This window comes from Vibrio sp. 10N.261.46.A3 (genome assembly GCF_041472995.1).
Taxonomy (GTDB): Bacteria; Pseudomonadota; Gammaproteobacteria; order Enterobacterales; family Vibrionaceae; genus Vibrio; species Vibrio coralliirubri.
Genome location: NZ_JBFRRH010000039.1, coordinates 87,538 through 112,333, shown reverse-complemented (window position 1 = coordinate 112,333; position 24,796 = coordinate 87,538). Strand labels below are relative to the sequence as shown.

At 43.6% G+C, this 24,796-nt stretch carries 17 protein-coding genes and 1 pseudogene; 9 read left to right on the top strand and 9 right to left on the bottom strand.

Going from position 1 to position 24,796, the window contains the following annotated elements:
• Positions 1-93 precede the first annotated feature (93 nt).
• The 5 genes from AB4484_RS11390 to AB4484_RS11370 all read right to left on the bottom strand — a co-directional run bounded on the left by AB4484_RS11390 (position 94) and on the right by AB4484_RS11370 (position 7,858).
• Entirely contained in the window at positions 94-3,282 is a 3,189-nt protein-coding gene (locus AB4484_RS11390) for an efflux RND transporter permease subunit (RefSeq protein ID WP_372078162.1), read from the bottom strand.
• 2 nt (positions 3,283-3,284) lie between these two features.
• Positions 3,285-4,514, bottom strand: coding sequence for an efflux RND transporter periplasmic adaptor subunit (locus AB4484_RS11385; protein WP_372078160.1), 1,230 nt, complete (start codon positions 4,512-4,514; stop codon positions 3,285-3,287).
• On the bottom strand, positions 4,511-5,944 hold the full coding sequence (locus AB4484_RS11380; protein ID WP_048608962.1) for a TolC family protein: 1,434 nt from the start codon (positions 5,942-5,944) through the stop codon (positions 4,511-4,513). The genes AB4484_RS11385 and AB4484_RS11380 overlap by 4 nt, the downstream gene beginning before the upstream one ends.
• 114 nt (positions 5,945-6,058) lie before the next feature.
• Positions 6,059-6,328: a hypothetical protein gene (locus tag AB4484_RS11375; RefSeq protein ID WP_017060599.1), complete on the bottom strand. Its 270-nt coding sequence runs from the start codon at positions 6,326-6,328 to the stop codon at positions 6,059-6,061.
• A 321-nt stretch (positions 6,329-6,649) separates the two neighbouring features.
• The gene (locus AB4484_RS11370) at positions 6,650-7,858 is read right to left on the bottom strand and encodes a NupC/NupG family nucleoside CNT transporter (protein WP_017060598.1); all 1,209 of its coding nucleotides are present in this window, start codon (positions 7,856-7,858) and stop codon (positions 6,650-6,652) included.
• A 613-nt stretch (positions 7,859-8,471) separates the two neighbouring features.
• Here AB4484_RS11370 and AB4484_RS11365 point away from each other — a divergent pair.
• From AB4484_RS11365 to AB4484_RS11350, 4 genes are all read left to right on the top strand, one after another.
• A complete protein-coding gene (locus AB4484_RS11365) occupies positions 8,472-8,948 on the top strand; it encodes a hypothetical protein (RefSeq protein ID WP_048609093.1) in 477 nt (158 codons plus the stop codon).
• A 284-nt stretch (positions 8,949-9,232) separates the two neighbouring features.
• On the top strand, positions 9,233-9,502 hold the full coding sequence (locus AB4484_RS11360; protein WP_017064872.1) for a PTS sugar transporter subunit IIB: 270 nt from the start codon (positions 9,233-9,235) through the stop codon (positions 9,500-9,502).
• A 10-nt stretch (positions 9,503-9,512) separates the two neighbouring features.
• Positions 9,513-10,769: a PTS ascorbate transporter subunit IIC gene (locus AB4484_RS11355; RefSeq protein ID WP_372078158.1), complete on the top strand. Its 1,257-nt coding sequence runs from the start codon at positions 9,513-9,515 to the stop codon at positions 10,767-10,769.
• Positions 10,766-11,215, top strand: coding sequence for a PTS sugar transporter subunit IIA (locus AB4484_RS11350; RefSeq protein ID WP_017070990.1), 450 nt, complete (start codon positions 10,766-10,768; stop codon positions 11,213-11,215). The genes AB4484_RS11355 and AB4484_RS11350 overlap by 4 nt, the downstream gene beginning before the upstream one ends.
• A 134-nt stretch (positions 11,216-11,349) precedes the next feature.
• Here the strand turns inward: AB4484_RS11350 and AB4484_RS11345 are convergent, their stop codons facing one another.
• A complete protein-coding gene (locus AB4484_RS11345) occupies positions 11,350-12,615 on the bottom strand; it encodes an HD-GYP domain-containing protein (RefSeq protein WP_050644072.1) in 1,266 nt (421 codons plus the stop codon).
• Positions 12,616-12,842: 227 nt separating this feature from the next.
• Between AB4484_RS11345 and AB4484_RS11340 the strand changes: the two genes are divergently transcribed.
• Positions 12,843-13,379: a GNAT family N-acetyltransferase gene (locus AB4484_RS11340; protein WP_059019039.1), complete on the top strand. Its 537-nt coding sequence runs from the start codon at positions 12,843-12,845 to the stop codon at positions 13,377-13,379.
• Between the two features lie 138 nt (positions 13,380-13,517).
• Here the strand turns inward: AB4484_RS11340 and AB4484_RS11335 are convergent, their stop codons facing one another.
• Together AB4484_RS11335 and AB4484_RS11330 are read right to left on the bottom strand one after the other, a co-directional pair.
• A complete protein-coding gene (locus tag AB4484_RS11335; RefSeq protein WP_372078156.1) occupies positions 13,518-14,867 on the bottom strand; it encodes a sensor histidine kinase in 1,350 nt (449 codons plus the stop codon).
• Entirely contained in the window at positions 14,860-15,549 is a 690-nt protein-coding gene (locus AB4484_RS11330) for a response regulator transcription factor (RefSeq protein WP_048617038.1), read from the bottom strand. The genes AB4484_RS11335 and AB4484_RS11330 overlap by 8 nt, the downstream gene beginning before the upstream one ends.
• A gap of 532 nt (positions 15,550-16,081) precedes the next feature.
• Here AB4484_RS11330 and AB4484_RS11325 point away from each other — a divergent pair.
• From AB4484_RS11325 to AB4484_RS11310, 4 genes and pseudogenes are all read left to right on the top strand, one after another.
• On the top strand, positions 16,082-16,639 hold the full coding sequence (locus AB4484_RS11325; protein WP_372078154.1) for a hypothetical protein: 558 nt from the start codon (positions 16,082-16,084) through the stop codon (positions 16,637-16,639).
• Between the two features lie 184 nt (positions 16,640-16,823).
• Positions 16,824-18,779: a putative bifunctional diguanylate cyclase/phosphodiesterase gene (locus AB4484_RS11320; RefSeq protein ID WP_372078152.1), complete on the top strand. Its 1,956-nt coding sequence runs from the start codon at positions 16,824-16,826 to the stop codon at positions 18,777-18,779.
• A 250-nt stretch (positions 18,780-19,029) separates the two neighbouring features.
• On the top strand, positions 19,030-19,509 hold the full coding sequence (locus AB4484_RS11315) for a type II secretion system protein (RefSeq protein WP_372078150.1): 480 nt from the start codon (positions 19,030-19,032) through the stop codon (positions 19,507-19,509).
• Positions 19,510-20,344: 835 nt separating this feature from the next.
• A pseudogene (locus AB4484_RS11310) lies at positions 20,345-22,089 on the top strand (EAL domain-containing protein).
• A 25-nt stretch (positions 22,090-22,114) separates the two neighbouring features.
• Here AB4484_RS11310 and AB4484_RS11305 read toward each other — a convergent pair.
• Entirely contained in the window at positions 22,115-24,655 is a 2,541-nt protein-coding gene (locus AB4484_RS11305; RefSeq protein ID WP_372078148.1) for an EAL domain-containing protein, read from the bottom strand.
• Positions 24,656-24,796 lie beyond the last annotated feature (141 nt).

The window sequence follows — 24,796 nt, the reverse complement described above, 5'->3', positions numbered from 1 at the left end:
TTTAATATCTTGTTCGGTAACGAACCTAGACCGATGCAGCTGATGATATCTCGATATTTATCAGCCTAGATATCATCATTAGCTTAGCCATTGTTAAGCCGTTTGTTCAACGCCTTTGACTCGATTTGTGACTTTAAGAATCAGAGACTTAATCTCACACTGAATCATTAACAATGCAGGTGTCAGAATCAGCGTAATAAACGTCGCAAACAAAATACCGTAGCCTAGCGCCGCTGCCGCAGGGATCAGGAACTGAGCCTGCAAAGACGTTTCACTTAATAGTGGCGTCAAACCTGCAAACGTCGTGACCGATGTAAGTAATACCGCTCTTAGTCGACCAGAACACGCTTCAACAATCGCATCGTGAACCGACTTGCCCTGCTCTTTGATTAGTTCGTTAAAACGAGATACCAACAACAAGCTGTCGTTCACCACCACACCACTCAACGCGAGAATACCGTTTAACGATAGGATACTGATTGTTAAGTCATTCCACCAGTGTCCTAGGATTGCCCCAACAATACCAAATGGAATCGCTGTCATGATGATCACTGGTTGAATGTAAGACTTCAGCGGGATAGCAAGCAGCGTATAAATCGCTATCATGGCAAGTATGAACATACTCATCATTGAACTAGCTGTCTCTTCTTGCTCTTCCGTTTCGCCAGCAAAGTCGACCGTTAACCCCGGATATTGCGCCTCTAGATCAGGCACTAATGTATCTTGCAACTGATGAACAAGCTCAGCAGGTGCAACCACGTCTTTATCTAATACTGCACTGATGTACACCGCTCGTTGGCTATCAATACGTGTGATCTCTGATACTTGGTAATCAGAATATACTTCAGCAACAGTGCTCAAAGGCACCACGGTACCGTCGTTGGTTCTCACGCTCGCTTGCTTGATATCCGCAATGGTTTGGCGATCCGATTCTGGGTAACGAACTCGAACTTTTACCTCATCCTTACCACGCTGGAATTGCTGAACGATATCACCACCAAACGCCTGTAATACTTGTTGCGAAAGGCTTGCCGTATCGAAACCTAACGCACGGCCTTGTTGTGTTAATTCGAAACGATACTGAGGCTCACCAAGATCCAAGTTATGGTCAATACCACTCACACCTTCAATCGCTTGCAGCTTGGTTAAGAATTCATTGCCCGCCGCAGTCACTGATTCTTCGTTCCACGCTTTCAATTCAACTTTGAAGTTGTCGACCATCTCCATTTTAGACAAGATCTTGAGCTTCTTAACCCCTTCCATCTGGCCCACAGTTTCTTGCCAAGCATCAGCAAACTCGTTCGATGTGTAGACACTGTCGCTGTCCAATTCAATTTTCACTTGGCCAGAATCATCGGCATCCGCGATAACTTGAAGACTCAACAGCTTAGACGCTTTATCTTGAGCACCGTATTGGGCTCTCAGAGTTTCATCCGTTTGGGTTGCCGCCGCTTCAAGCACCAACAAGTTTTGTTGTGTTTGACCAAAGCTCGCGTCGTTTTGCATCGACATATCGGCAGTTACTGTATCGCCCGGCATATCAGGGAAGAACGCTACACGAACCGCACCCTTCATTGGTAACCCAGCAACTAAAATAAGCAATGACAAGAAAACCATCACTACCGCATAACGTAGTTTCAGCGCCCATTCAATTGCGGGGCAGTAGATACGCTTATTAAACCAACCTAGCCCAGTATCGGCAGCATGTTGAACGCGTGCCCACAATCCCTTCTTCTCACTGCGCTTGGTATTAATGTGTGCAAGGTGCGATGGCAGAATGAACTTAGACTCAACCAAAGACAGCAACAAACAGATAGTCACGACCGTGCCGAATTGAGCGTAAATTTGCCCCATTTTACCGTCAACATTCGCTAACGCTAAGAAGGCAACAACCGTCGTTAACACACCAAATATAGTTGGTGATGCCACCTTCATGGTGCCTCGAATAGTACTGCCTATCGAATCGCCTTCTTCTTTGCGCGTGGAATAGATACTTTCCCCAACCACCACCGCATCATCGACCACTATCCCGAGCGCCATAATAAAACCAAAGGTGGTCATTTCATTGATGGTTAACCCCATGAAGGTATCTGTCATGAAGAACATGGTGCCAAAAAAGACAAACGGTAAGCCAGCTGCTACCCAGAAAGCGACACGTACGTTTAGGAATACCGCTAACACCATGAACACCAAAGCGATACCGGTGAGCGCGTTCTTCATCAATAGGCTTAAGCGGTCTTTGATCATGGTACTTTTGTCGTACCAAGTTTCGATTTCTACATCGCTCGGCAGCATGTTGCTGTTCTCCCAGCGCTCTACCACTTTCTCTGCTTGCTCAACAATGCTGACGACGTCTCCGTATTCATCCATCACGATCTGAATTGCCATCGCATTCTGTTGGTTATAGCGAGACAGCATGAAAGTGTCGTCGGCGAACATGTCTTCTACATTGGCAATGTCGCCCAAGGTAATTTGCGTACCGTCAGTCGTCGTCATCACCGGAATCGCGTTGAAATCTTGGATCTCATACGCCTGTTCAGAAACCTTCAAACGAACCGTTTTTTCGCCATTGCGAAGGCTAGTCGAGATAGCCGCAGAAGATTCCGCATTGATCGCTTCAGAAACGTCAGTCAGAGTTAAGCCGTAAGCCTGTAGCTTGTTCTCATCAACCTCAACCGAGATCATAGGATCGGCTTTGGCTTTGATTTCCAAATCACGAATGGATGACTGGCTCAGTAGATCTGATTTCAATTGCTCGGCTAAGCTCTGCAGCGTTGCTCTGTCCGCATCCCCATAAAGCTGTACCCATAAGGCATGATCTTGCATGCGAGCTTTATCAATCACAGGATTATCAGCGCCAGAAGGCAGGTTATTGATCGCATCTACCTTGGTTTTTACGTCGGCTAATAGGGTATCAAGATCGTAAGTGCTCGTTTTTTCAATCGAAACATGGCTACCATTCGCATCAGACGTTGACGTAATACGCTTAATGCCCGGCACGGTTTCTAACGCATCTTCAATCTTAATCGCTAGGCCTTCTTCCGCCTGAACAGGGTCACCACTGTCATAGGTTACAGATACAGTTACCACATCGGGTTCTAGGCTCGGAAATGCTTCTTTACGTAACGTGTTAAGCGATAAAAGACCGATGATGATCACGCCCACTAACAACAAATTCGCCGCTACAGAGTTATTCGCGAACCATGCGATTGCGCCAGTATGTGGTTTAGTTGACTTCTGGTTACTGTCCGCTTGGTTATTCGGTTTCAACTCATGAGACATGACTAACCCTCCGCCTTAGCCAGAACGACCATGCCCGCTTTAAAGCTGCTTAACGGACGCTTAACCACTTGTACACTGTCACCAATTTCCAGGCTCAATTTGGTAGGATCGATGTAAATCAAACCACCCTTTTCAAATTCAACATTCGCGTTTGATTTCGAAAGTTGACCGCTATCATCCACAAACCACAGGTCACCTTGTTGCGAAAGTGCAGAAGCCGGAAGCTCCCACAATTGAGTTAACTGCTTACCCGAGATCGTCGCTTGTACGAACGTTCCTGGATAAAGATCCTTCTCTTGCTCCAAAGGATTATCGACTTTCACGATCAATGAGCGCTGACGCGTGTCTTGTTGTAAGTGCTGCTCTACTCGCTCCACATAACCTTGCCATTGGAATTGACCATCAGAACTCGATAGCGTCACTGGCCACGGCTGCTCTTTCAATTGTGTGTTATCGCTGCTTGGCAAACTCAACCATTGGCTTTCAGAAAGGGGAACAGAGACCTCAACCTCATCAACGCTGTATAACGTGGCTATCTGAGCGCCCGTTTGTGCGTAGCTTCCCGGTTGAACATCACGGCTCACGACCAACGAATCAAAAGGGGCAACCAAGGTTGTTTTTTCGAGGTCTTGCTCAGCCTTCACCAATTCAAGCTTGGCGTTCTCCAAGGCTGCTGTTACTTGTGCCAGTTGTGGTTCGCGTAATACTAAAGGTGAATCCGGCTCACCAGACAAACCAGAGCGTTGCCATTCAGACTTAGCTTGTTCGCCTTGTCTCTGCTCTTCCAACAAATCCAGTTGAGCTTGAGCAACATTCGCCTTCGCTTGGGTTACCGCTTGTTGGTAACTGGTCGAATCGATATTAGCGATCACTTCACCTTGGCCAATCACTTGCCCTGTTTCAAACTGCGAGCTGATTGTCTCTACTCGACCACCAACTTCCGTCGAAAACATCAGCTCGTAACGCGACTTCGCTTCTCCGTACCCCACCACTTCTGCTTGGTAGTCACCGAGAGTGGCAAGTACCACAGAGACTTGCTGTTGTTGTGAAGCAGGCAAAGTCGTCGTATCAATAGACTTGGTTTGAATAGGCGTAGCTTTAGGCTCTGAAACCGTTAGTTCATTCGTCTTTTGAGGAGTAGGAGCCACTTGTGAACCGTTGTAAGCAAGGGCAGCAAAAATGCTTGAACCAGCAACTAAGGTGATTGCAATTGTGATGGTGTTCAGTTTCATGAAGATACTCCCAAGCCCAGAGCTAGGCCTAAATCAATTCGGTTTACGAGACGGTTATAAATGGTTTGTGTTAACTGCGCTTCAAGGTCATAGGTTTGCTGCTGAACAGTAAGTAGATCAAAAATGTCGACCAAACCCTGACGGTATTTCTCTTCATAGCTGGTGAAGCTGCGTTGTGCGCTTACCAAGGCGTTCGTTAGGTGTTGCTGTTGAAGCGTTAATGAGGACTCTTGCCCCATCGCATTTTCCACTTCATTCACCGCATTGAGCAGTGTCTCTTGGTAAGCCCAGTAGCTGGTTTCTGTGGTTAGGTCAGCAATTTCTGCCTGTGCTTTTAGCTTGCCACCTTGAAACAGTGGTGCTGACACTTGGCCAAGCGCACTCCACAAAGGCCCGGTAAGCAGAGCTTCGCTCGGAGAATCCGCCATATCGGTTAGGCTGGCAGATAAGCTGATAGATGGCAGCATCGCTTTGTACGCCGCGTCAGCACGCAATGTTTCTGCTTCGATATTAAAGAAAGCGGCTTGAAGATCGGGACGACCTGCTAGATCTTGTGTCGGCATGTTTTCTAGCGGATTAATGATGGTTGGGAATGAACCGAGCTCAGCAAGCGATAGCTCATCAGACTCCCCACTCCATTGCCCTGTTAACAAAACCAACTCACGTCGACTTTGTGCAAGCTGCTCACGGTAATCAGCTAAGGTTGCTTGAGTCGATGCGCTGCTGGTTTTTGCATTATCTAGATCTTCAAGGCTACCTAGCCCTGCTCGATAACGTTCTAAAACAAGTTCTTCATTGTTTTCTAGAATCACCAAACGCTGCGTTTCAATATCAACAAGCTGTTGCTTCAAACTGATATCAAGCCAACCTCTCATCACACTCGCGACCAAAAGATCTTGAGCGCCCTGAAGGTTAGCCTGAGACGTCGCAATGTCTTTCAAAGCGGCGTTGTTTGTGTCTGCAAGCTTCTGCCATAGATCGAGCTCCCAACCAACCGTGACATCAGTGGTGTAGGTTTCAGTAGTGCTTGAGCCGTTAGTGCCTTCGTCAGCTTGACCAGAAAAGCTCGCATCGACGGTTGGTAAGCGATCACCTGAAGTTACACCTTGCTGCGCATAAGCTATTTTGAGTGCTGTAATGCTTTGTTGGAGGCTTGGGCTGTTCTGCAGAGCGCGCTCGATATAGAGATCGAGCTCCGGTGCATTCACTAAATCGGTCAGTTGTAGGTTTTCAGCGTCTAGATCTTGTTGAGTCGACGCTTGATCACTAGAAGCCTGTTGAATCAGCTCTGCGAGTAAGCTTTGTTGTGTCTGATTAGTGCTTTGCTCAGCGAGTGAAACATAGTCGGCCTGACTGGTTGTCGTGCAACCCATCAATCCGATTAGAGCAAGTGAAATAAGGGAATGTTTTAAAGGAAGATTCAATTTCATCTTCTTGTCTCCTGTAAGAATGGAGACAAGATAACGAGCTGGGGGTTAAGAGAGGGTTAAGGCGAACGTTAACCCCAAAAGAAAATACAAAAAGCGTACGTTTAAACTTCAGCTTTACGCTTCTGACTTGCTTGAAAAGAGCCCACCGATTTTATAACCGATCGCATAGCAAACCACGGCGACAGTGACAAATACCAATGCCGAGAAGAAATACGCTACAGACGCTGCGACACCAGCCCCCCACACGACGCTGAACACCAAACCGAGATAAGCCTCTTTTGGCCACTGGTAGATAGGAAACTGAGCGCCGCCAGCAATTAGGTAAACCATCGCAAACAAGCCAATGAAGGTAACAATAAGACCGATGAGAACGCGAATGTTCATGGAGAGACCCTTGATTAATTTAGCTTGGTTGCCATTGTTCCTAGTCGAAAGCGGATATGCTTAGTCGGAACCGAATATTCTCAATCGAAATCGAATGTTCTTAATCGAAGCCGAATACTATTAATCGCAACCTGATGATATTCAAGTATATCGGATAAAAGGAACTGGCTCTATTACTCTTCCGAGTGAGCTTTTAGTCACGACAGGCAAATGGCACTCGACAACGAAAACCTAAGTTCGCTTGATTAGCAGGCACAAAAAAGCGGACACCCTTCTTACGTTAACTCCGTAAGCAAAGTGTCCGCTTTAACTGAATCTAGCTTAAAGCAGGATGAAAATACCCGCTAAGCATGCACTCATTAGGTTTGCTAGCGTACCAGCAGCTACAGCCTTCAAACCTAAGTTTGCAACTTCAGCACGGCGCTCTGGTGCCATAACACCGATTGAACCTAACTGAATTGCGATAGAACCAATGTTAGCAAAGCCACACAGAGCAAAAGTCACGATTACTTGGCTGTGTTCAGATAGTAGCGCTTTGTTCTCAACGAAGTCGATGAAAGCAACAAACTCGTTCATAACGATCTTCTGACCGATGTAAGAACCTGCCATCAATACTTCATCACTTGGGATACCGATTAGCCATGCAAGAGGCGAGAACAGGTAACCGAAGATAGCTTGCAGCGTAATACCCGCAAAACCGAACGTTTCACCTAGGCTTTCTAGGCCAGTGTTGACCATCGCAATCACACTCACGAAGGCAACCAACATAGTACCAACCGCTACCGCAACCTTCATACCGTTCATCGCGCCGCTTGCCAATGCATCAATCACGTTGCTTTGGTCTGCTTTATCTAGTTCGATATGGTCGTAATCACTTGGTGTGCTGCGCTCAGGAACGATGATCTTCGCCATTAACAGACTGCCCGGAGCCGCCATAAAGCTTGCAGCGATAAGGTATTTAAGCTCAACACCGAGGCCAGCATAACCACCAAGTACACTACCCGCTACCGACGCCATACCACCGGCCATTACAGCAAACAGTTCCGAACGAGTCATAGACTTTAAAAAGGGACGAATTAGAAGAGGAGACTCACCCTGAGAAAGGAAGATATTACCTGTCGCAACCAGAGATTCAGCTTTACTTGTACCCAGCAGTTTTTGCACCGCTCCGCCCAAGATTTGAATCACTTTTTGCATAACGCCTAAGTAATAAAGCGCAGAAATCAAAGCACTGAAGAAGATAATGATTGGAAGCACGCGAACCGCGAAAATGAAGCCTTCAGTAGCAAGGTCACCGAAAAGGAATGCGATACCAACGTCTGCAAAACCAAGCAGGCTAGAAACACCATTACTTAGGCTTGTTAGCGCCAATTGTCCCCATGGGAAATACAATACTAAGGCTGCAAATCCGATTTGAAGTAATAGTGCACGAGAGACCGTTTTCCAGTTAATTGAAGAACGACTTTCAGATAGCAGGTACGCGCAAGCAATCAGTGCAAGAACACCGACAAAACCAAATAGAATATTCATAATGTGTCCTAGTAATCCTTAAAGAGTGAACATGAGCCAAGCAAATGACATCAAAGGAACAGGACAAAGAACCGCAAGCAAAACGCTACGCGATGAAGGAGCTAACAGGGTTAGCGAATGTAACAACGAGTTGTTCATGTAAAAAATCACCTTATACAAGCAGTGGAACGTAGCTGGTCCGGTCCGTGGGGTCATTCACATATCCATGTGACGGCTTGTATTGGCTAAGCACCGGCTTAAAACCGGAAAAGAAGTATAAACAGTTAAGTGAGACTTTCATCACATTTTTTAACGCAAACGATCGCGCGGTCAAGGATTAGCCAAAATGTATTGTTTGTCGTCATTTTCGTGCTTCAAAACTGTAAACAATCTGTAGGGAGTTGAATTTGTAATGTTAAGTCTTTAAGTGTGTGAGCGTAATCACTCGGTTAATTCTGTGTGATTCTTACTACTTTTCTGTGCTCTGCCTCATTTCCCGAGACTTCAAGATTCATCTTAAGTTTAGATGCGTATATACTTTGTGTGATCTCACCAAATAATTATCTATAAAATACCAATAGAGCTGATTAGATATAACAGCCATTGAGACTAAGAGAGGAAACACGTGAAGAAAATGGAAGCTCCGCACGACATGAACAATGGAGCTAGATTCAAAACAAATAGACACGGCTATGTGACAGTAGTTGAATATTATAATACCTATACTGTTATTGTCGCGTTTGAAAATACCGGAAATATCCGCGCTATTAGTGCGGCGAAATTACGTACAGGTCAACTCACCGATCGTTCTGTTGCGCCTGAATCAATTATGATTGGTGAAAAGGTTGAATCGGTTAAACACGGGATATTAACCATTACTCAAGTTGAATCTGAAAATATTGTCGTCCTGACCAATGCCAATAACGAAGAAATTAGAATGTTATTGCCTGCCGTACAGAAAATGAAAGATAAAACTGAAGAAGTCGACAGTGAAAATGTTGCCTCACCAAAACCAACCTCTCTTAGCCAACTGACTAAAAGAAATAAAAAGACCAAAGACGTTAATAGCATGCTTAAGAAAATGCTTACTGACTACGGTCGATACGATTAATTCTCTATTTTCTACAATAAAGCCTCTATAGATTTATATTCTGATATAAAAATTAATTAAGCCCGCCTTTCTCAATAAAATACGTTGCATATTCGAGTGAAAAGTTAAATTTGATCAAAGTCTCACTCTGGATCTTTACTACAAATTAACGAGATCTACATCACAATCTCATTTTGGCTTTGTGATGTAGATCTTATTGAAATCTGAATATTTCCATTACTATGCTCTCACACAATAAGAGAACGAAGTTTCTCAACCCCTAAAATCCAATTGAGACAAATATTATGAAAAAGATTCTTGTAGTTTGCGGTAACGGCCTTGGTACTTCTCTAATGATGGAAATGGCAGTAAAAGAAGTCGCTAAAAAAATCGGTTTCGAAGCAGAAGTTGATCACGAAGATCTATCATCTGCAGCATCAAGCAATGCGGATATTTGGGTTGCAGCAACAGACGTTGCAAACCAACTAAAAGACGCTGGTAAAGAGAACATCATCAGCCTTAAAAATATTTTTGACAAAGCATCAATTGAAGAACAACTAAAAACTTTCATGTAAGGTCAAAATTATGCAAAACTTTTTCGAGTTCATGCTCGGCTTATTAAAAGAGCCGGCGATCATGGTAGGTTTAATTGCTTTTATTGGCCTAGTTGCACAAAAAGCAGATGTTTCTACCATTCTAAAAGGCACAATTAAAACCGTAATGGGTTTCCTAATTTTAGGTTTTGGTGCTGGCGCTCTTGTTGGCGCACTAAATAACTTCTCAGTTGTATTTACTGAAGCATTCGGCGTAAGTGGTGTTATTCCAAATAACGAAGCAATTGTTGCATTAGCACAAGAAGCATTCGGTTATGAAATGGCTCTAATTATGTTCTTCGCATTCGTTGTGAATATTTTATTGGCTCGTATTACTCCTCTAAAATATATTTTCTTAACGGGTCACCACACAATGTTCATGTCTATGCTGGTAGCGGTAATCCTGTCTACAGCTAACATTGAAGGCACTGCTCTAGTTGCAATCGGCTCGATCATTGTGGGTTCACTGATGGTTATCATGCCTGCACTTGCTCAAAAATACACAGAGAAAGTGATGGGTACTGATCAGCTAGCGATGGGTCACTTCTCAACGTTCTCATACTTAGTATCGGGTTACATTGGTAGCAAGTTTGGTGACACTTCAAAATCAACAGAAGACATCAACGTACCTAAGAGCTTAATGTTCCTGCGTGATACACCTGTAGCAGTAGCAACAACAATGGCAATCTTCTTCATGTTTGCTTCTATTGTTGCTGGCGGTGACTTTGTTGAAACCGTTTCAAATGGTCAAAACTGGGTAGTGTTCACCTTCATGCAGTCTCTTGTGTTTGCCGGCGGCGTGTACATCGTACTACAAGGTGTGAAGATGCTGATTGCTGAAATCGTTCCTGCATTTAAAGGTATCTCTGACAAGCTAGTACCGGGTGCGAAACCTGCTCTAGACTGCCCAATGGTATTCCCTGTAGCGCCAAACGCGGTACTTATCGGTTTCCTTTGTTCTTTTGCTGCTGGTCTACTAGCAATGGCAGTTCAAGGCGCACTTGGCTGGACAATCATTGTAGCGGGCGTTGTTCCTCACTTCTTCGTAGGTGGTGCAGCGGGCGTTTACGGTAACGCAACTGGCGGTCTACGTGGTGCGGTTCTAGGCTCATTCACACAAGGCCTATGTATCTCTTTCCTACCAATGCTGCTGCTTCCAGTTCTAGGTGGTCTTGGTCTTGAAGCAACAACATTTGCTGACTTCGACTTCGGTGTAGTTGGTCTGATTCTAGGGTGGATTGTTTCATGAGCCTATTCGATTTAATTGGTAACCAAGGCGTTATCATCAACTCAGAAGAAAACCTAACGGTTGATGCAGCAATTGATGTGACTTGTTCAACACTGCTAGCAAGCAACAAAATTGAAGCAAGCTATGTTGAAGCTATCAAGCAAAAGCATAAGGACATTGGCGCGTACTATGTTCTAGCACCAAAGATTGCGATGCCTCATGCTCGCCCTGAAGATGGTGTGAACGAAGCATCACTGCAAGTAACGGTATTCAAGAAGGGTGTTGATTTAGAGTCAGAAGACAACGGTGACGTTTACCTTTCGATTACTCTGGCGGCGATGGACTCAGATAGCCACATCCATACGATTATGGCGCTATCAGAGTTGTTCCAAAATGATGATGACATTGATGCCATCATCGCAGCGGAAACTGAGCAAGCGATCATCGAGATCTTAAAACGATACTAATCTCGATATAAAGATCCTGATAAGCCCCCATGAAAAAAGCGATAGCCTCGGCTATCGCTTTTCTGTTTCGGGGGCTTGGTCATTTCTCATCGAATATGAGTTAGGGCATCACACCTCGAAAGCATTCAGTGGCGTTAAAACGCGTACATTCGTTTATCTGTCGATAATTCAAAGCAATATTGCGCGTGTTTATTAAGGCACTCAAACACTTCTCGATCCAACTTAAAGTTATCAACGTAGTCCGTCAAAATAGCGAGTGTTTCTTCTAACGTCATACCTGCACGATAAGGGCGAGACTGAGTCAGCGCTTGAAACACATCCACCACAGCAACAATTCGACTGGGTTGATCCAACTCTTCCGCCGTTTTGCCCATTGGGTAACCCGAACCATCTAACCTTTCATGGTGATTAGATGCCCACTGACAAACTTGAGGAGAACTGAACAACTCCTGCAGTGCGAATCGAGTGTCCGTTGCATGGCGTTTAATACAGCAATACTCTTCTTCGGTCAGCAAATCCGGCTTATGCAGAATGTCATTAGGGGTTTGCAGTTTACCGATATCATGAACCAACCCAGCCAGATAGAGTTTACGCTGAGTGGTGTATGAATAGCCCAATTGTTTAGCGAGGTATTCAGAAAGCTGCCCAACCTTCAAAGAGTGCTTAAAGGTAAACGAACTTTTGGTATCAACAACGTTGGCAATAAATTCGGCAAAGGCCACCGTCTCATCCAGCGACATCTGTTGAGAGAAGAATGGCACAGGCTCAAAATTATCCCTCATGTTCTCGATGTATGGGATCTCCATAGAAAACCAGAAATCATCCAGATCGACCAACTCACACATGTGTTGAACAAGGTTGGTTTCGAACATCTCATCGGCTTGTTCAGTCAAACGTTCAATGATGCTCGCTTTGCCATCGGGTGTTAGGTTTCCATAACGATCAGAAGAGGTTATGCCGTATAGATAATCGACCCTATCGGCAAGCATCACGATGGCAGCTAGCTCTTTTTCTAACTCGCTGATATGAATAGCCTTTAGCTCAGACCACGGAGTATGATGATAAAGAACCGGCTTAGCGAATATAGAAAGAACTGGGCACTCTTTTAATATTTGGTAGCCCTTTTGACAATGGTGATAGCTTGAGTCGGGTACAAACCCAGACGTTAAGCTGAGCTGTTCATCAATTTGCGAAACACCACAGTCGTGAATCAAGCCTAACGAAAACGCGAGCTGCGCTTGCTCTTCTTCCCACCCCACACTCAGAGCACATCGATACGCGATGTAGCCCACTCTCTGTCCATGATTTTTGCTTTCGAAACCGACGTTATCAAGCGCCTTAGCAATACCGAATAGAGCCTTCCTTAGGTCCACGGTCACGTCCTGGCAATGTTGATTCATTATTTAAGCCTAGCATTTTTATAGTTTTTATATATTTAGGCCGCTAATACTAATGCATAGCTAATGATTATATACACAACTATTGTAAGGTTTAATGAGTTTCGTGATAGAACTAACGTATCACGAAAAATCCGTGCTACAAGTGGTTGCATATTAAAAATCATGCGACATTATAGCCTGCCGACTAAGATTCGCTTAAATTAAGCAGCCATAAGAAAAGGAAAGACATGTTTAAAACGGTTATCGACAACGAACTCTCCATCGCATTGGTTGAAGAGAGCTTCGCTTCTCACTACGCGGAAATCTCACAAAGCCAGAATGAGTACCTAAGCCAATGGCTCGTGTGGCCGCCACATTGTAAAACCGAGCAAGACTTTAGGATCTTCATCCAACGCTCGCTACACGATTATGCGGAAGGGAAAAGTATGACCTGTGCGATCGTGTATCAAGACAAGGTCGTCGGTAACTGCAGTTTCAATACCATTGACCATGATAAGCAAAAGGTGACGATAGGTTATTGGTTATCTGAGGCATACCAAGGAAAGGGGATTGTGACTCGAGTTGTCCAGAAGCTGATTGATATTGCTTTCAATGAGTTAGATATGGAAAAGGTCGAGATATCAGCCGCAACCGGTAACCAAAGCAGCCGTAAGGTATGTGAGCGCTTACATTTCACGTTAGAAGGTATCATCACGCGTAACGAAAACTTGAATGGTCGCATCATTGACCACGCTATTTATGGCCTTCATCGCTCTAAGCTCTAAGCTCTAAGCTCTAAGCTCTAAGCTCTAAGCAGTAGTAACTAAGAAGTCACTCGCTTGTAAATCGGAATATGAAAAAGCCACGGTATTAGTCCGTGGCTTTGTTATTTGACGAGCCTGAAGAGCTCTTAAAGCTACTGCTTATGCGATTTTAGGAATCACGATACTGAACTTGGCGCCACCATAATTGCTGTCGTCGATTTTGATATCCCAAGAAAGCTTTTTAGCCGCAGATAGAGCAATCGCGAGGCCTAATCCCAATCCGCCGGTGGTCGACGTTCTGCTTGAGTCTAGTCGAGAGAACGGTAGAAATACCTCATCACGCTTATTCTCCGGTATTCCAGAACCATTATCTTCAATCACCACCAGCCAGTTTTCTGAGTTCTCATCTAACGTCATCCACACTTTGTCTTGTGTGTAATTGCCAGCATTCTTGAGAACGTTATCAAACACCAAGCGCGCCATTGAACAGTCACACTTAATCTTGCACTCTAGCTGTACCTTAGATTCAAAGGTGGCATTCTCTAGTTTCGAGTAACGAATTCGGTCTAGGCAATACTCACGAAGATCGGAGGTCACTTTAACGAGCTCAAAGAAAGAGTTATCCATGACATTCAACTTCGAAAGCATGATGATTTCTGACGTGAGCTCGTTGATATCCTCAATGTAGGTATCAATGTCATCGAAAAGAACCTGATGATTATCGGGTGCTCCCCTTCTTAGGATATCGGTCGCTAGTTGAATACGACTTAGCGGAGTTCTCACTTCGTGTGGGATAGCTTGAGCGAAGATATGACTTTGTTTTACTTTGCTTTCAATCTCTTCAGCCATGAAGTTAAAACTGCTGGCCAAATCAGAAACAGGATGGATGTCGTCCATGTCAGATCGAGTACTAAGCTTGCCCTTACCAAACTGTTTCTGCTTCTCGACGAGCAACTCTATTCTTTCTTGAAAACGCCTCACAGGTAAGTAAACACTTGCTCCAATCGCCACGATCACAGCCAATAACAGCCCTAACAAAAAGTGTCGTTCTGAGTCTTCATACCATTCAATGTCAGGAGAGAAGAAGTCCCCTACCTCACTGAACCCAAAACTAAATTTAGAGTTTGGTAGCTGAAACACAGCCGAATAGAGGCTGTCATCACTTAGATATATCGGCACACCGTTTAAGGTTGTGTATAACTCACATTGTTGGCAAGGCGCCTCGCCCGACCAATTCTCCAACAGGCGTAAATTGAAGATATAAAATTGTTGGTAGCCTGTTCTATCGAGCTCTTTATAGAGTGAGTTTTCTTGATTATGTTGACGAACATACTGCTCCGCAAAGTAGATGCCATCATTGAGAAAGGTTTCGATCTCGGTGCGTCGCATGTGCCCTTCACCAAGGTTCAAAAACAAAAATATCGTTGCCGACATCCCAGTCACAATCCCAAGGTATAAGCGAGCAAACATCGAAACCGAGCGAAGCTTCGTAGCAATGAACTTACGCAACCAGCATGTATCCCTTGTTGCGAACCGTACGAATCAACTGTTTGTCTTTTGCGTGAATGCGCAGCTTTCGGCGTAATCCAGACACCCGCATATCAATCGAGCGATCATTAAACGCGTAATCAATTCCTCTAAATAGCTGACAGCACTGGTCTCGAGTCACGACCTGACAGATGTTATTAACGAGAAGGTTTAAGATTTCAAATTCAGCAGAAGTAAGCTTGAGGTTTTGGCCATAGAGCGTGGCACTTTGAGCAGAGCTGTTGATTACAATATCGCACTGTTTTTCAGCCGTAGTTTCTTGCGCAGTTGTTACGGGAGCAGCTCGACGCAATAACGCTTCAATTCGCGCTAACAAGGCATGGCCACGAATCGGCTTGGCAACGTAATCGTCCGCACCAAATTTAAACAAGCTGACCTCGCTCATTTCATCAGCGGAAGCCGTTAGCACTAAAATCATTCCATTGTAAAACTCACGGGCTTGACGGCAAATCTGCGCGCCGCTCATCCCTGGGAGCATCAAGTCCAACAGCACTAAATCAGGTTCAATACTTCGGATCGCTTCAAGTGCCAAGTTCCCTTCATGAACAACGCTAACATTGTAACCTTCGGCTTCGAGGTAAAGCGTCGTTAAACGAGCTATCTCTTGGTCATCTTCAACAATGAGCACTTTGGTTTTTGACATTCCTATCACCAGTATTTATTAAAAGCGAGGGCAGTATATATACTGGTCATAGATCATCAATGTTGCGATCAGAGCCCTACATTTACCGTACGCAAAACATAGTAATCACTTTTGTACATACACGTTTACAAAATAGAGAAGCAACAGCCAGTGCGCCTTGGTTTATCAAGGTTTCCTCTTTCAGAGCACATTATTTGCTGTGTTTTAATCGCCTACCACCCGCTTACATTTGCTTTATTTTCTTACGCTCACTTACATTTGAGGTGTTTACAAAACCCAATCAAACCAACTATCCGTACACCAATGACATAACAGTTAATAGCACTGTAAATACCAATTTTATTAGATTAAAAATTCAAATAAATAGACTTACAAGCAAAGGTAATCGATTACCCAACTCTACGATCAGAGCTTTCCATTTTTCATCGTGAGGTAGATCCTGTTAAGCAATAGCCTCTTAAAGTAACATTCAGCCAATTAATGAATAGATTCAATATTATGCAATAATCACTTCTACAGGGCCCATTTTAAGATGAATAAAACGCTTTCACTGTTACTGACCACCACCGCTTTAGTTTCAACACCACTCATGGCAGACACCAATAAACAAGAAATGGTGAATCAGATTCAAGCGCAAGTCAGCTCTTGGATAGACATTCAGGTCACGCCACAAAGCAGCATTATTCAAAAGATGGTATTCAACTGTGAGTTCTACAGTGCAACGCCTTACATTAAGTCACCAGACGGAAGCGAGAGCAGTTCTGGCTCATACCGCTTTTACGCACATAACGGTGTCTTAGGCTCGATGACAGAACCCTTCACCACTCAACCTCTACCTGAATTGACGATGTGCCTGAAAGAAGACTTCGTGGTGACCAATCAAGATGAAGCACAGCTATTATTTGAAGCTATCGAAACTGTCTATCCAAACCACTCTATGTTTGATGAGAGCTTTCCTAAAGAGATCATCCAAAAACCAAATGGTTGGCACTTCATCGACGGAGAGATTTTTGATGATAAGAAAGGCTATGTCATCGAAAGTACCCCTGAAGGTAAAGTGACTAAAATCATCCGCTCACTGAACCTTTAACACGCTGTTTCTTTTGTAGCGCTTTGCTGTTCTTAAGCTCTTTGTTGTTCTGTAGATCATTACGGTTCTTCAAAACAGTTTCTTAACAGCGATTAAAGGCAAGAATTCAATTTGATACGCGACGACCGAACACACGATTTCGGTGGTCGCTGTTCGACCAAAATATCAGTTCACCGAGTTCAATATGATGACAAGTTATCAACCTTTCGAGCATCTCCAGTGTCCAATTTGGATATATGACATTGATAATAAGAGAATAACTTGGGCAAACAGCAGCGCCCTTCCTCTGTGGGAGTCTGAATCTCTATTTGAGCTGACATCACGCGACTTTAGTGTCGAGATGTCAAAAGCAATCGAAGCGACATTAGAAGAGTACCAAAGGCAATTTCTACGCAACGAAAGCATCAAGACATGGTGGAACTTCACTCCCAACTACATTTCGAAGCGTGCATTATGTCTGTTTTCTGGGATCCCATTGCACGATGGTCGAACGGGTATGTTGGTACAAGTCGTCGCTGAAGAAGGAAGCTTAAGGCACGACCTCGCTTGCTCTGATGGTGCAAACCTCTCCCTTCTGTTTAATAAGTCGGGAAGCGTAGTGAGTGCTAACTCCGCATTTTTTCACAACTACGGCTCACCGTTTAGCACCCTATCCGAATTCGTTTCGAGTGAAGAGAGAGCAGCACAATGGCTGTTTACCGTGCGTAAAGGCCGAGAGATATTAGAAGAAGTCAGCTGCGAAATAGATGGCAAGACACACCATTTTGATGTGCAAGGAAAGTGGCTCTTTGATAAAAGCGAACTGCTGTTAAACCTAACCTGTACCACAAAGCAAAAAGAGAAGCTGATAAAAGCCAGATACAACGCAGAACACGACTGTTTAACGGAGCTTTATAATCGCCGTGGCATCACCAAACTTCTAGAAACCAGCATTGCCTATCGCTCACCTTTTGAATTGATGTTTGTCGACCTTGATGGCTTCAAATTAGTTAATGACACTTATGGGCACACTGTCGGAGACCAACTACTCAAACAGGTTGGTGAACGCCTTAAACAATTGGTTGATGAGAAATGCATGATCGGGCGATTTGGTGGCGACGAATTCATTGTTATTGCGCACACCTGCCGAAATCAAAATATCCCACTACTCTGCTCTCGCATCATTGATGCATTAAATCGGAGTTTCCATATTAGAGGCATCGGCAGTTTGTCTGTCGGTTGCAGCATAGGTACCGCACATTTCCCTGATAACGCGGTTGACCAAGAAACATTGCTAAAACAAGCTGGTATGGCGATGCATCTTGCTAAAGCGAATGGTCGAAACCGCTTCCAAACGTTTACCCCAGACTTAGCACAAACCCTGCATCGCAAAGTAGAGATCCGCCACCGACTGGCACGTGCCATAGAAAACGACGATCTCAACCTTCACTATCAACCGATCATGAACACCAACAGCGACAAGGTGAAAGGGTTTGAAGCCTTGCTTCGATGGTCAGACAAAGAACTAGGTAACATAGGCCCTGATGAGTTTATTAGCTTAGCGGAGGAGACAGGACAGATTGTACCGCTCGGCAAATGGGTTCTTAACTCTGCACTCAAACAGCTATCTATATGGCAACGTGAGTTTGATAGTGAGTTGATGATGAGTATCAATATTTCGAGTATTCAGATGCACGCCACCTTTGCCGAGCAGCTATTAGCAATGTTGAACTTCTACAATATCCAACCTCAAAGTATCGCCCTTGAAATCACCGAATCTTCCATGATCTTCAAACATGGTGAAGTCAGGCAAGCATTAAGCGATATTTCTAAATTGGGCGTAGAGCTTCACCTTGATGACTTTGGCACAGGCTACTCGTCACTGTCGATGTTGCATGACTTACCGATTAGCACCGTGAAACTCGATAAAAGCTTCGTCCACGGTTCACACAAAGGGAGCAAAGCGATTGTCCAAGCCACCCATGCTATCTGTGAAAAATTGGGGTTGAAAGTGGTTGCTGAAGGTGTCGAAACCGAAACGCAAAAAGCGTTCTTAATCGATTGTGGATACGAGTATCTTCAGGGATTTTTATTTAGTAAGCCAATTCCCTCAAATGAAGTCGAAAGTCAGTTTTTGAACGGTCGACAAATCCACAATTAAAGACTTATTTATCAATAAATTAAGTAGTTTGAATACTTCGTAAACAATCGGCTGCTGTGGGTGTGCACGCTTACGTATGCTTACATAGCGTTTAACAGTAAGCAAAAATAACTAAGCTATTGTTTATAAAGAAATTTTCTTAGAGACTCACACAGTAAAACACCAAACCATTATACCCACTAACTGTAATGACTTTGGTATTTAGATTACCCTCATTCCGTCCCTTTAGCAGAGTAAATAATCGGTAACCATGAACAGACAAAACGGCTTCACTCTCTTAGAGCTCATCATCTCTGTATTAATTTTAGCGGTCGTTTCGGCGACAGCTATGGTCAAGTTCTTAGACGTTCAAGGAAGTGCTCGGGCGAGCAAAATACACGATGTGGCTGGTAACCTTCGCACGGGTATCGATATGATCTACGCGAAGTCAGCAATTGCTGGCGTTGAAGATGAGTGCAACTATGTTGAAAAGACGGAGATTGAGACCTACTACGTCTGCCATGGTTATCCAATCGCCTATGTTGATTCGCTAAGAAGACTGCTCAATATCGACGCAACAGAGCTTCATGTTATCAACAAAGAAGTAGACTCTGGCAGCAATGCAGAAAGAGTAGCCGCCATCTCTTTCGACACCGAAAACTACACCTATTTGCCAGAAGGAGACTTTTGTCAGGTGCTTTATCAGCCAGAAAAAGAACCACAAATCGTGGTGCTTGATGGTGCATGTTAAATACTCAACAATTGCACGCTTTCATAGTTAACACAAAACCACCGCAACAGATCTTTGAATATCATGTGGTTACGCTAACATTTGCTCAAAAATAACACTAATTGATCTAACTTGTTACTGCTTACACTTTTAGGTAGTGCTCATGGTATAACACCCACCTCATTCATATCTTATTTTCATCACTAGCCGATGAATATTTACATGGACACATGTTTGATACATGTGTCAGTAATAATCCCATTAAAATCCTTTAATCAACACCTCATGATAAACATCATCCTTTCCCTATTTTAAATATCCCAACTTAAATCTTCATCATTTAAAATATGTGACAGAATAAGTTAAAGTCAATTATTCAACAAATATAATTAATTCTATCATTGACCAATTTAATTCAATTACCAAACCAACAAGAAAATTAAATTATATTAATATCACATAAATTGACATAATTTAATTTTATCCTGAAAAATTCTGATAAATCTGACACATCGATAAGCTGAATGAATACCACCAGAAGCTACATTAGAAACCTCTAAATCCAGTCGCTAAACCTACCGCGTAGAAGCTGTGAAATGGATAAATACCAAAACAAATGGATAAATCCCCTTTACCCCTTGTAAATCATTGGCTTTCATTTATAAATTCAACTTTTGGGTGAACATCTCCATAACCTTTCATTAAAGCCCAAATTCTGCGATTAGTATCAACATCTTGAGAGAAAATGGTGACATTTTGGTTATATTATTTAGATCGAACTCTTGTGTTGAATGAAAATCCCAGCCATCACATATCCATCACACAAATATAATAACTATCGCTTAGGAGTTGAGCTATGCACTGTTCTTTCAATATAAATAACAATAATGAGAGCTTGCAACTAATCTACAATGAAGAAAAAATATACATAAAAAGAGACAGTAATAAGATATCAGAGGAAACTCTTAATAGTAAAGAGAGTTTTGTTTTCAAATATCTTATTGAACACTCGTCAATATCAAACCCTCAATCTGCAAGAGATGTTGAAGAATCTTTTAAATTACACTTTGACGAAGAGTTTAGCTTATACGCGTTAAAAAACATTATTGCTTCTATAAGAAAGAAATATCGAAGCTTATGTAAAAAAGCGAAGGTTGATAATAATAGCGAACTTATCTCTAACCTTTATAAGGTAGGTTACTTTATCGATCTCGATAAAAGCTCAACCAACCGTATCGCACCAAAGTACGACATCAACCAGTTCAAGCCCAGCCAGTTCGAGATGTTGAAACTGATGTTCAACACCTATCATCGAGAGCTGATCAAGGCTCTGATAGCCGTGTTCACCATCTCTTCCTTTTTCCTATTCGTTGTCTACTTTTTCCAAATCCTTTATACGACGAAGATTGCGAATGAATACAGTGAGAACACCAAACATATTGCATCGGAAGTCATGGACTACGGTTGCGATAGCCATGGGGCTGTGCACTCGCTAAGGCACTCCCTTAACCTTGATTCTGTCGTCATGACCACACCTTATGGCTCCTGCTATATCTCTAAAACACGTTCTAAGATGATAGAGCTCAATCAAGTAGACGACTTCTACGATAGTGCTGACTTTGCCTATTCACGCTTCATGGATACCGAGCACGACATTGAGATGGTTGCTCGAATATCTAAGCGCTCTATCGAAGCTCGATACAAGAACTCATTATTGCCTCTGTTAGTCGATTCTATTTCCATCAAAAAAAATGGTTACTACATCTTAAACCTTGGCGAAGAGACTAAATCTATCTATCAAACTTCCCTGCCAACCGGTGCAACCATCACCTTCTACAGTGACGATATAGTTGCGTTGTGGATTGCACTTTCTCTGATACTCGCCACGCTGCTTTATCGATCCTATATTCTGGGCTTTGTGATCTACCTGTTTCGTTGGAAACACATCTCCTTTGAAGAAGAGCCGATCATCAACACTGAAGACAACAGCGTTCTCTATTACGAGTTGTTATCTCGTGTGCGTAACGTTGGCGTTTTAAGCTTCATCAACACCATGAGACGCACCAATTTACTCACCTTTCACACTATCTTGCTCATCGAGACAGTTAGAAAAGCGAAGTTAAACAACAGCCATGAGATCTATGGTGTCAACGTGTGCCCAAGTGCTTTGGTAGGGTCGAACTTCGCAAGGCTCAGAGAGCATTTAGTCGCGATGGAAGCGAATGAGTTTGTCGTCGAGATTACTGAATATTCGAACATTGGCTATGGATGTGAGGTTATCGATAACATTAAGGATATCAAAAAGCTTGGTATCACCATCGCTCTAGATGACTTCGGTACGGGCAATAACAACATCGAAATCATCAATGTCATCTCTCCTACCTATCTAAAACTGGATCGCTGCTTTGTTAAAGATATCGAGTCAGGGGAGACCATCAGGGTGTATTGCTTAATATCTCGGAGATTGGACGCTTATCAAATATCACGATGATTTATGAAGGTGTCGAGACGCGCAGGCAGCAATATATCTTGTGTCAGTTAGGCTACAACTTACATCAAGGTTACCTGTATAGCAGGCCTCAAAGTACAACCGACGGATAACCTAGCCAATATCATTTCCTGAGGTTCAAGCAACAGCGGGTTCTGCTGAGTCTAGTGTGTGTAGTTTAGGGCTAATGGTCGCTCTCACACAAGCTTCAGGCTCCACTGGAAAGTAGGCGTCAATCAACCCTTGGGCAGAAAGCGGCTTATCAAAGTAATAACCTTGTAGTAAATCACAATGGTATTGCTGTAGCTTCGCCATCTGTTCTGGGGTTTCAACCCCTTCAGCCACGACCTTCATCTGGCACGATGCACCAATATCAATAATGGCTTTCACCAAGGTTTCACTGTGTTGGCTGGAATTAAGCTTGCCAATGAAAGAGCGGTCTATCTTTATCTCGGTGATCGGCAAAGTATTTAGGTAATTCAGTGATGAAAAGCCTGTACCGAAGTCATCAAGGGAGATGCCAAATCCATATTCTCTTAGCCTTTTCAATATTGGCTCGACAATATGCAGGTCTTTGATGAGGATGTTTTCGGTCAGTTCTAGCGTCACTCGGCAAGGGTCGATGCCGACTTCTTCAATGAGGCGGATGACTTTGTCGTCGAACCCTAACTCAAACACTTGTTTAGGTGACACGTTCACGGAAACACAGACCGCCTCAGGACCGTTTGACATCAAACGTAAGGTATCTTCACACGCTTTCCTTAATACAAACTCACCAATCTCATGAATCTTGCCGATTCGCTCTGCTGCGGGAATAAAATCCAACGGAGACACAAAGCCAAGCAAGCTATTATGCCAACGACACAGAGCCTCAACGCCTTTTAGCTGCTCGGTATGGGAATCCACTTGAGGTTGGTAAAGTACACTGAACTCGCCCTTCTCTAATGCCGTTTTGAGCTGTTCTTCGACTGAAAATCCGTACTTCACTTTCTGATTGATCACATCGTCATAGAAAATCGCATCGGCTTTGGTTAGCAGTTCCTCTACCTCTGTTCCATCATAGGGGTACATCGACACGCCAGCCGAGCATTGTGTCGAGACCGAAGCACCATGAATATTAAATAAGGGTTTGAAGACATCTTGGATTTGTTGGACTTTCTGTTCCGCCTCCGCAAGGTCGTGAATACCCGATAGGCAGAAAACAAACTCATCGCCTCCAAAGCGTGAAACGATATCGTTAGCTCCTAAAATTCGCTCAAATCGCAAACCTATCTGTTTGAGGAGTTCATCTCCGCTCGCATGGCCATATTGGTCATTGATGCGTTTAAAGTTATCCAAATCAACAAACACCAACGCCACCAGCTTGCCTTCCAATTTCGAATGAGCGATAGCTCGACTCACTTGCAGTTCAAGCTCAGAGCGATTAGGGAGCGCGGTCAGAGAGTCGTGCCTTGCCATATGTTGCAGACGGCGGCGGCTATTTTGGATTCGATTGAAGTCGTCAGAAATCCTCTGCTCCATTTGATCAAAGCGCAGCGATATCCTTCGACTAACAAGAGCACTGATAAAAATACAGAGTAAGGTTGCCAGCACACTTAATATAAGAATCAGTCCAAACTCATTACGTGAGTCCAAGAGTAGCTGGTTTTTTCGGTGTTCAATGGAAGCATTAATATTGTTCAAGTACACGCCTGTACCCACTATCCAATCCCAATCTCCGACCTTTTTTACGTAGCTACTCTTAGGACCAATGAAACCCTGTTTATCAACGGTGATGTAGTCAACAAACCCACCCGACTCAGCTTGTGCTAATACGTCTTGCTTGAAGTTGTTTCCAAGGTCGTCGTAAACATTAAGATCTTGCCCTGTATGAATTTGGTGTGCATGAAGTAGGCTGTCACCATTCTGTTCAAAAACGAACAAGTATCCATTATCACCGACCGTTACCTTCGACAATATCTCAAGAATTCTTTGGTAACTGACTCGTTTAACATCATCGAGAGAAATCCCAGTACCGAAATACCAATCAAAGGGTTCGAACCGACGAATGTAACTGAGTTTTTCGAAGTGCGTATTGTCGATGTGTGGCTTTTCAAAATCTTGTCCATCAAAGCCAGGGCGAGGCACAAAATAGCGGGAATAAGCCCCATTATTCTGTTTAAGAAGCGCTATTTGTTGTTTGATGACCGCTACACCACGGCTATCAGTCGTTTCAAGTTGATTGGTATTTTCTAACTCAGGAGCGCGAGGATGAACCAGCACTGTGCCCTGCATATCGTAGGCGTAAATATAGTCTTTTTTGTCCGCGTAGCTCAGCTTTCTGATCTCGTTAAGAATAAGTAACTTTAGCTCTTCTTCCGGCAGGTGTTGATTCGAGGAGTAGATATTCTGTGCGGCGGTATAGGCTCTATCTAACCGACGAGTAATACGCTTTTTCACCTCGATTTCGACAAGACGTTGAGTGTGCTTTATCTGTTGCGACACTTGCAGAACTTGCGTCTCAATAGAGTCCTTTTGGGCGGAGATGTAGTCTGTTCTGATGAGGTCTACCAATGCCTTGACCTTCTGGTCTACGCTCGTAAACATCGCCACATTCAAGACGATTGCAGAAAAGATGATGATGGTGATCGGCAAATATTTAGTAAACCAGACCAGCTTTTTATCATTAATGTGCAACATACAAACTCAACACCACAGAACAGGATTCCATATAATCTCATTATTTTACTGAACATCCAACCATAAAATTTAACATTCAGCTAATTTATAGAAAAAGCTTGTCTATCTCAGAAAAAAGGTTAGTGTTATACACATGTATAT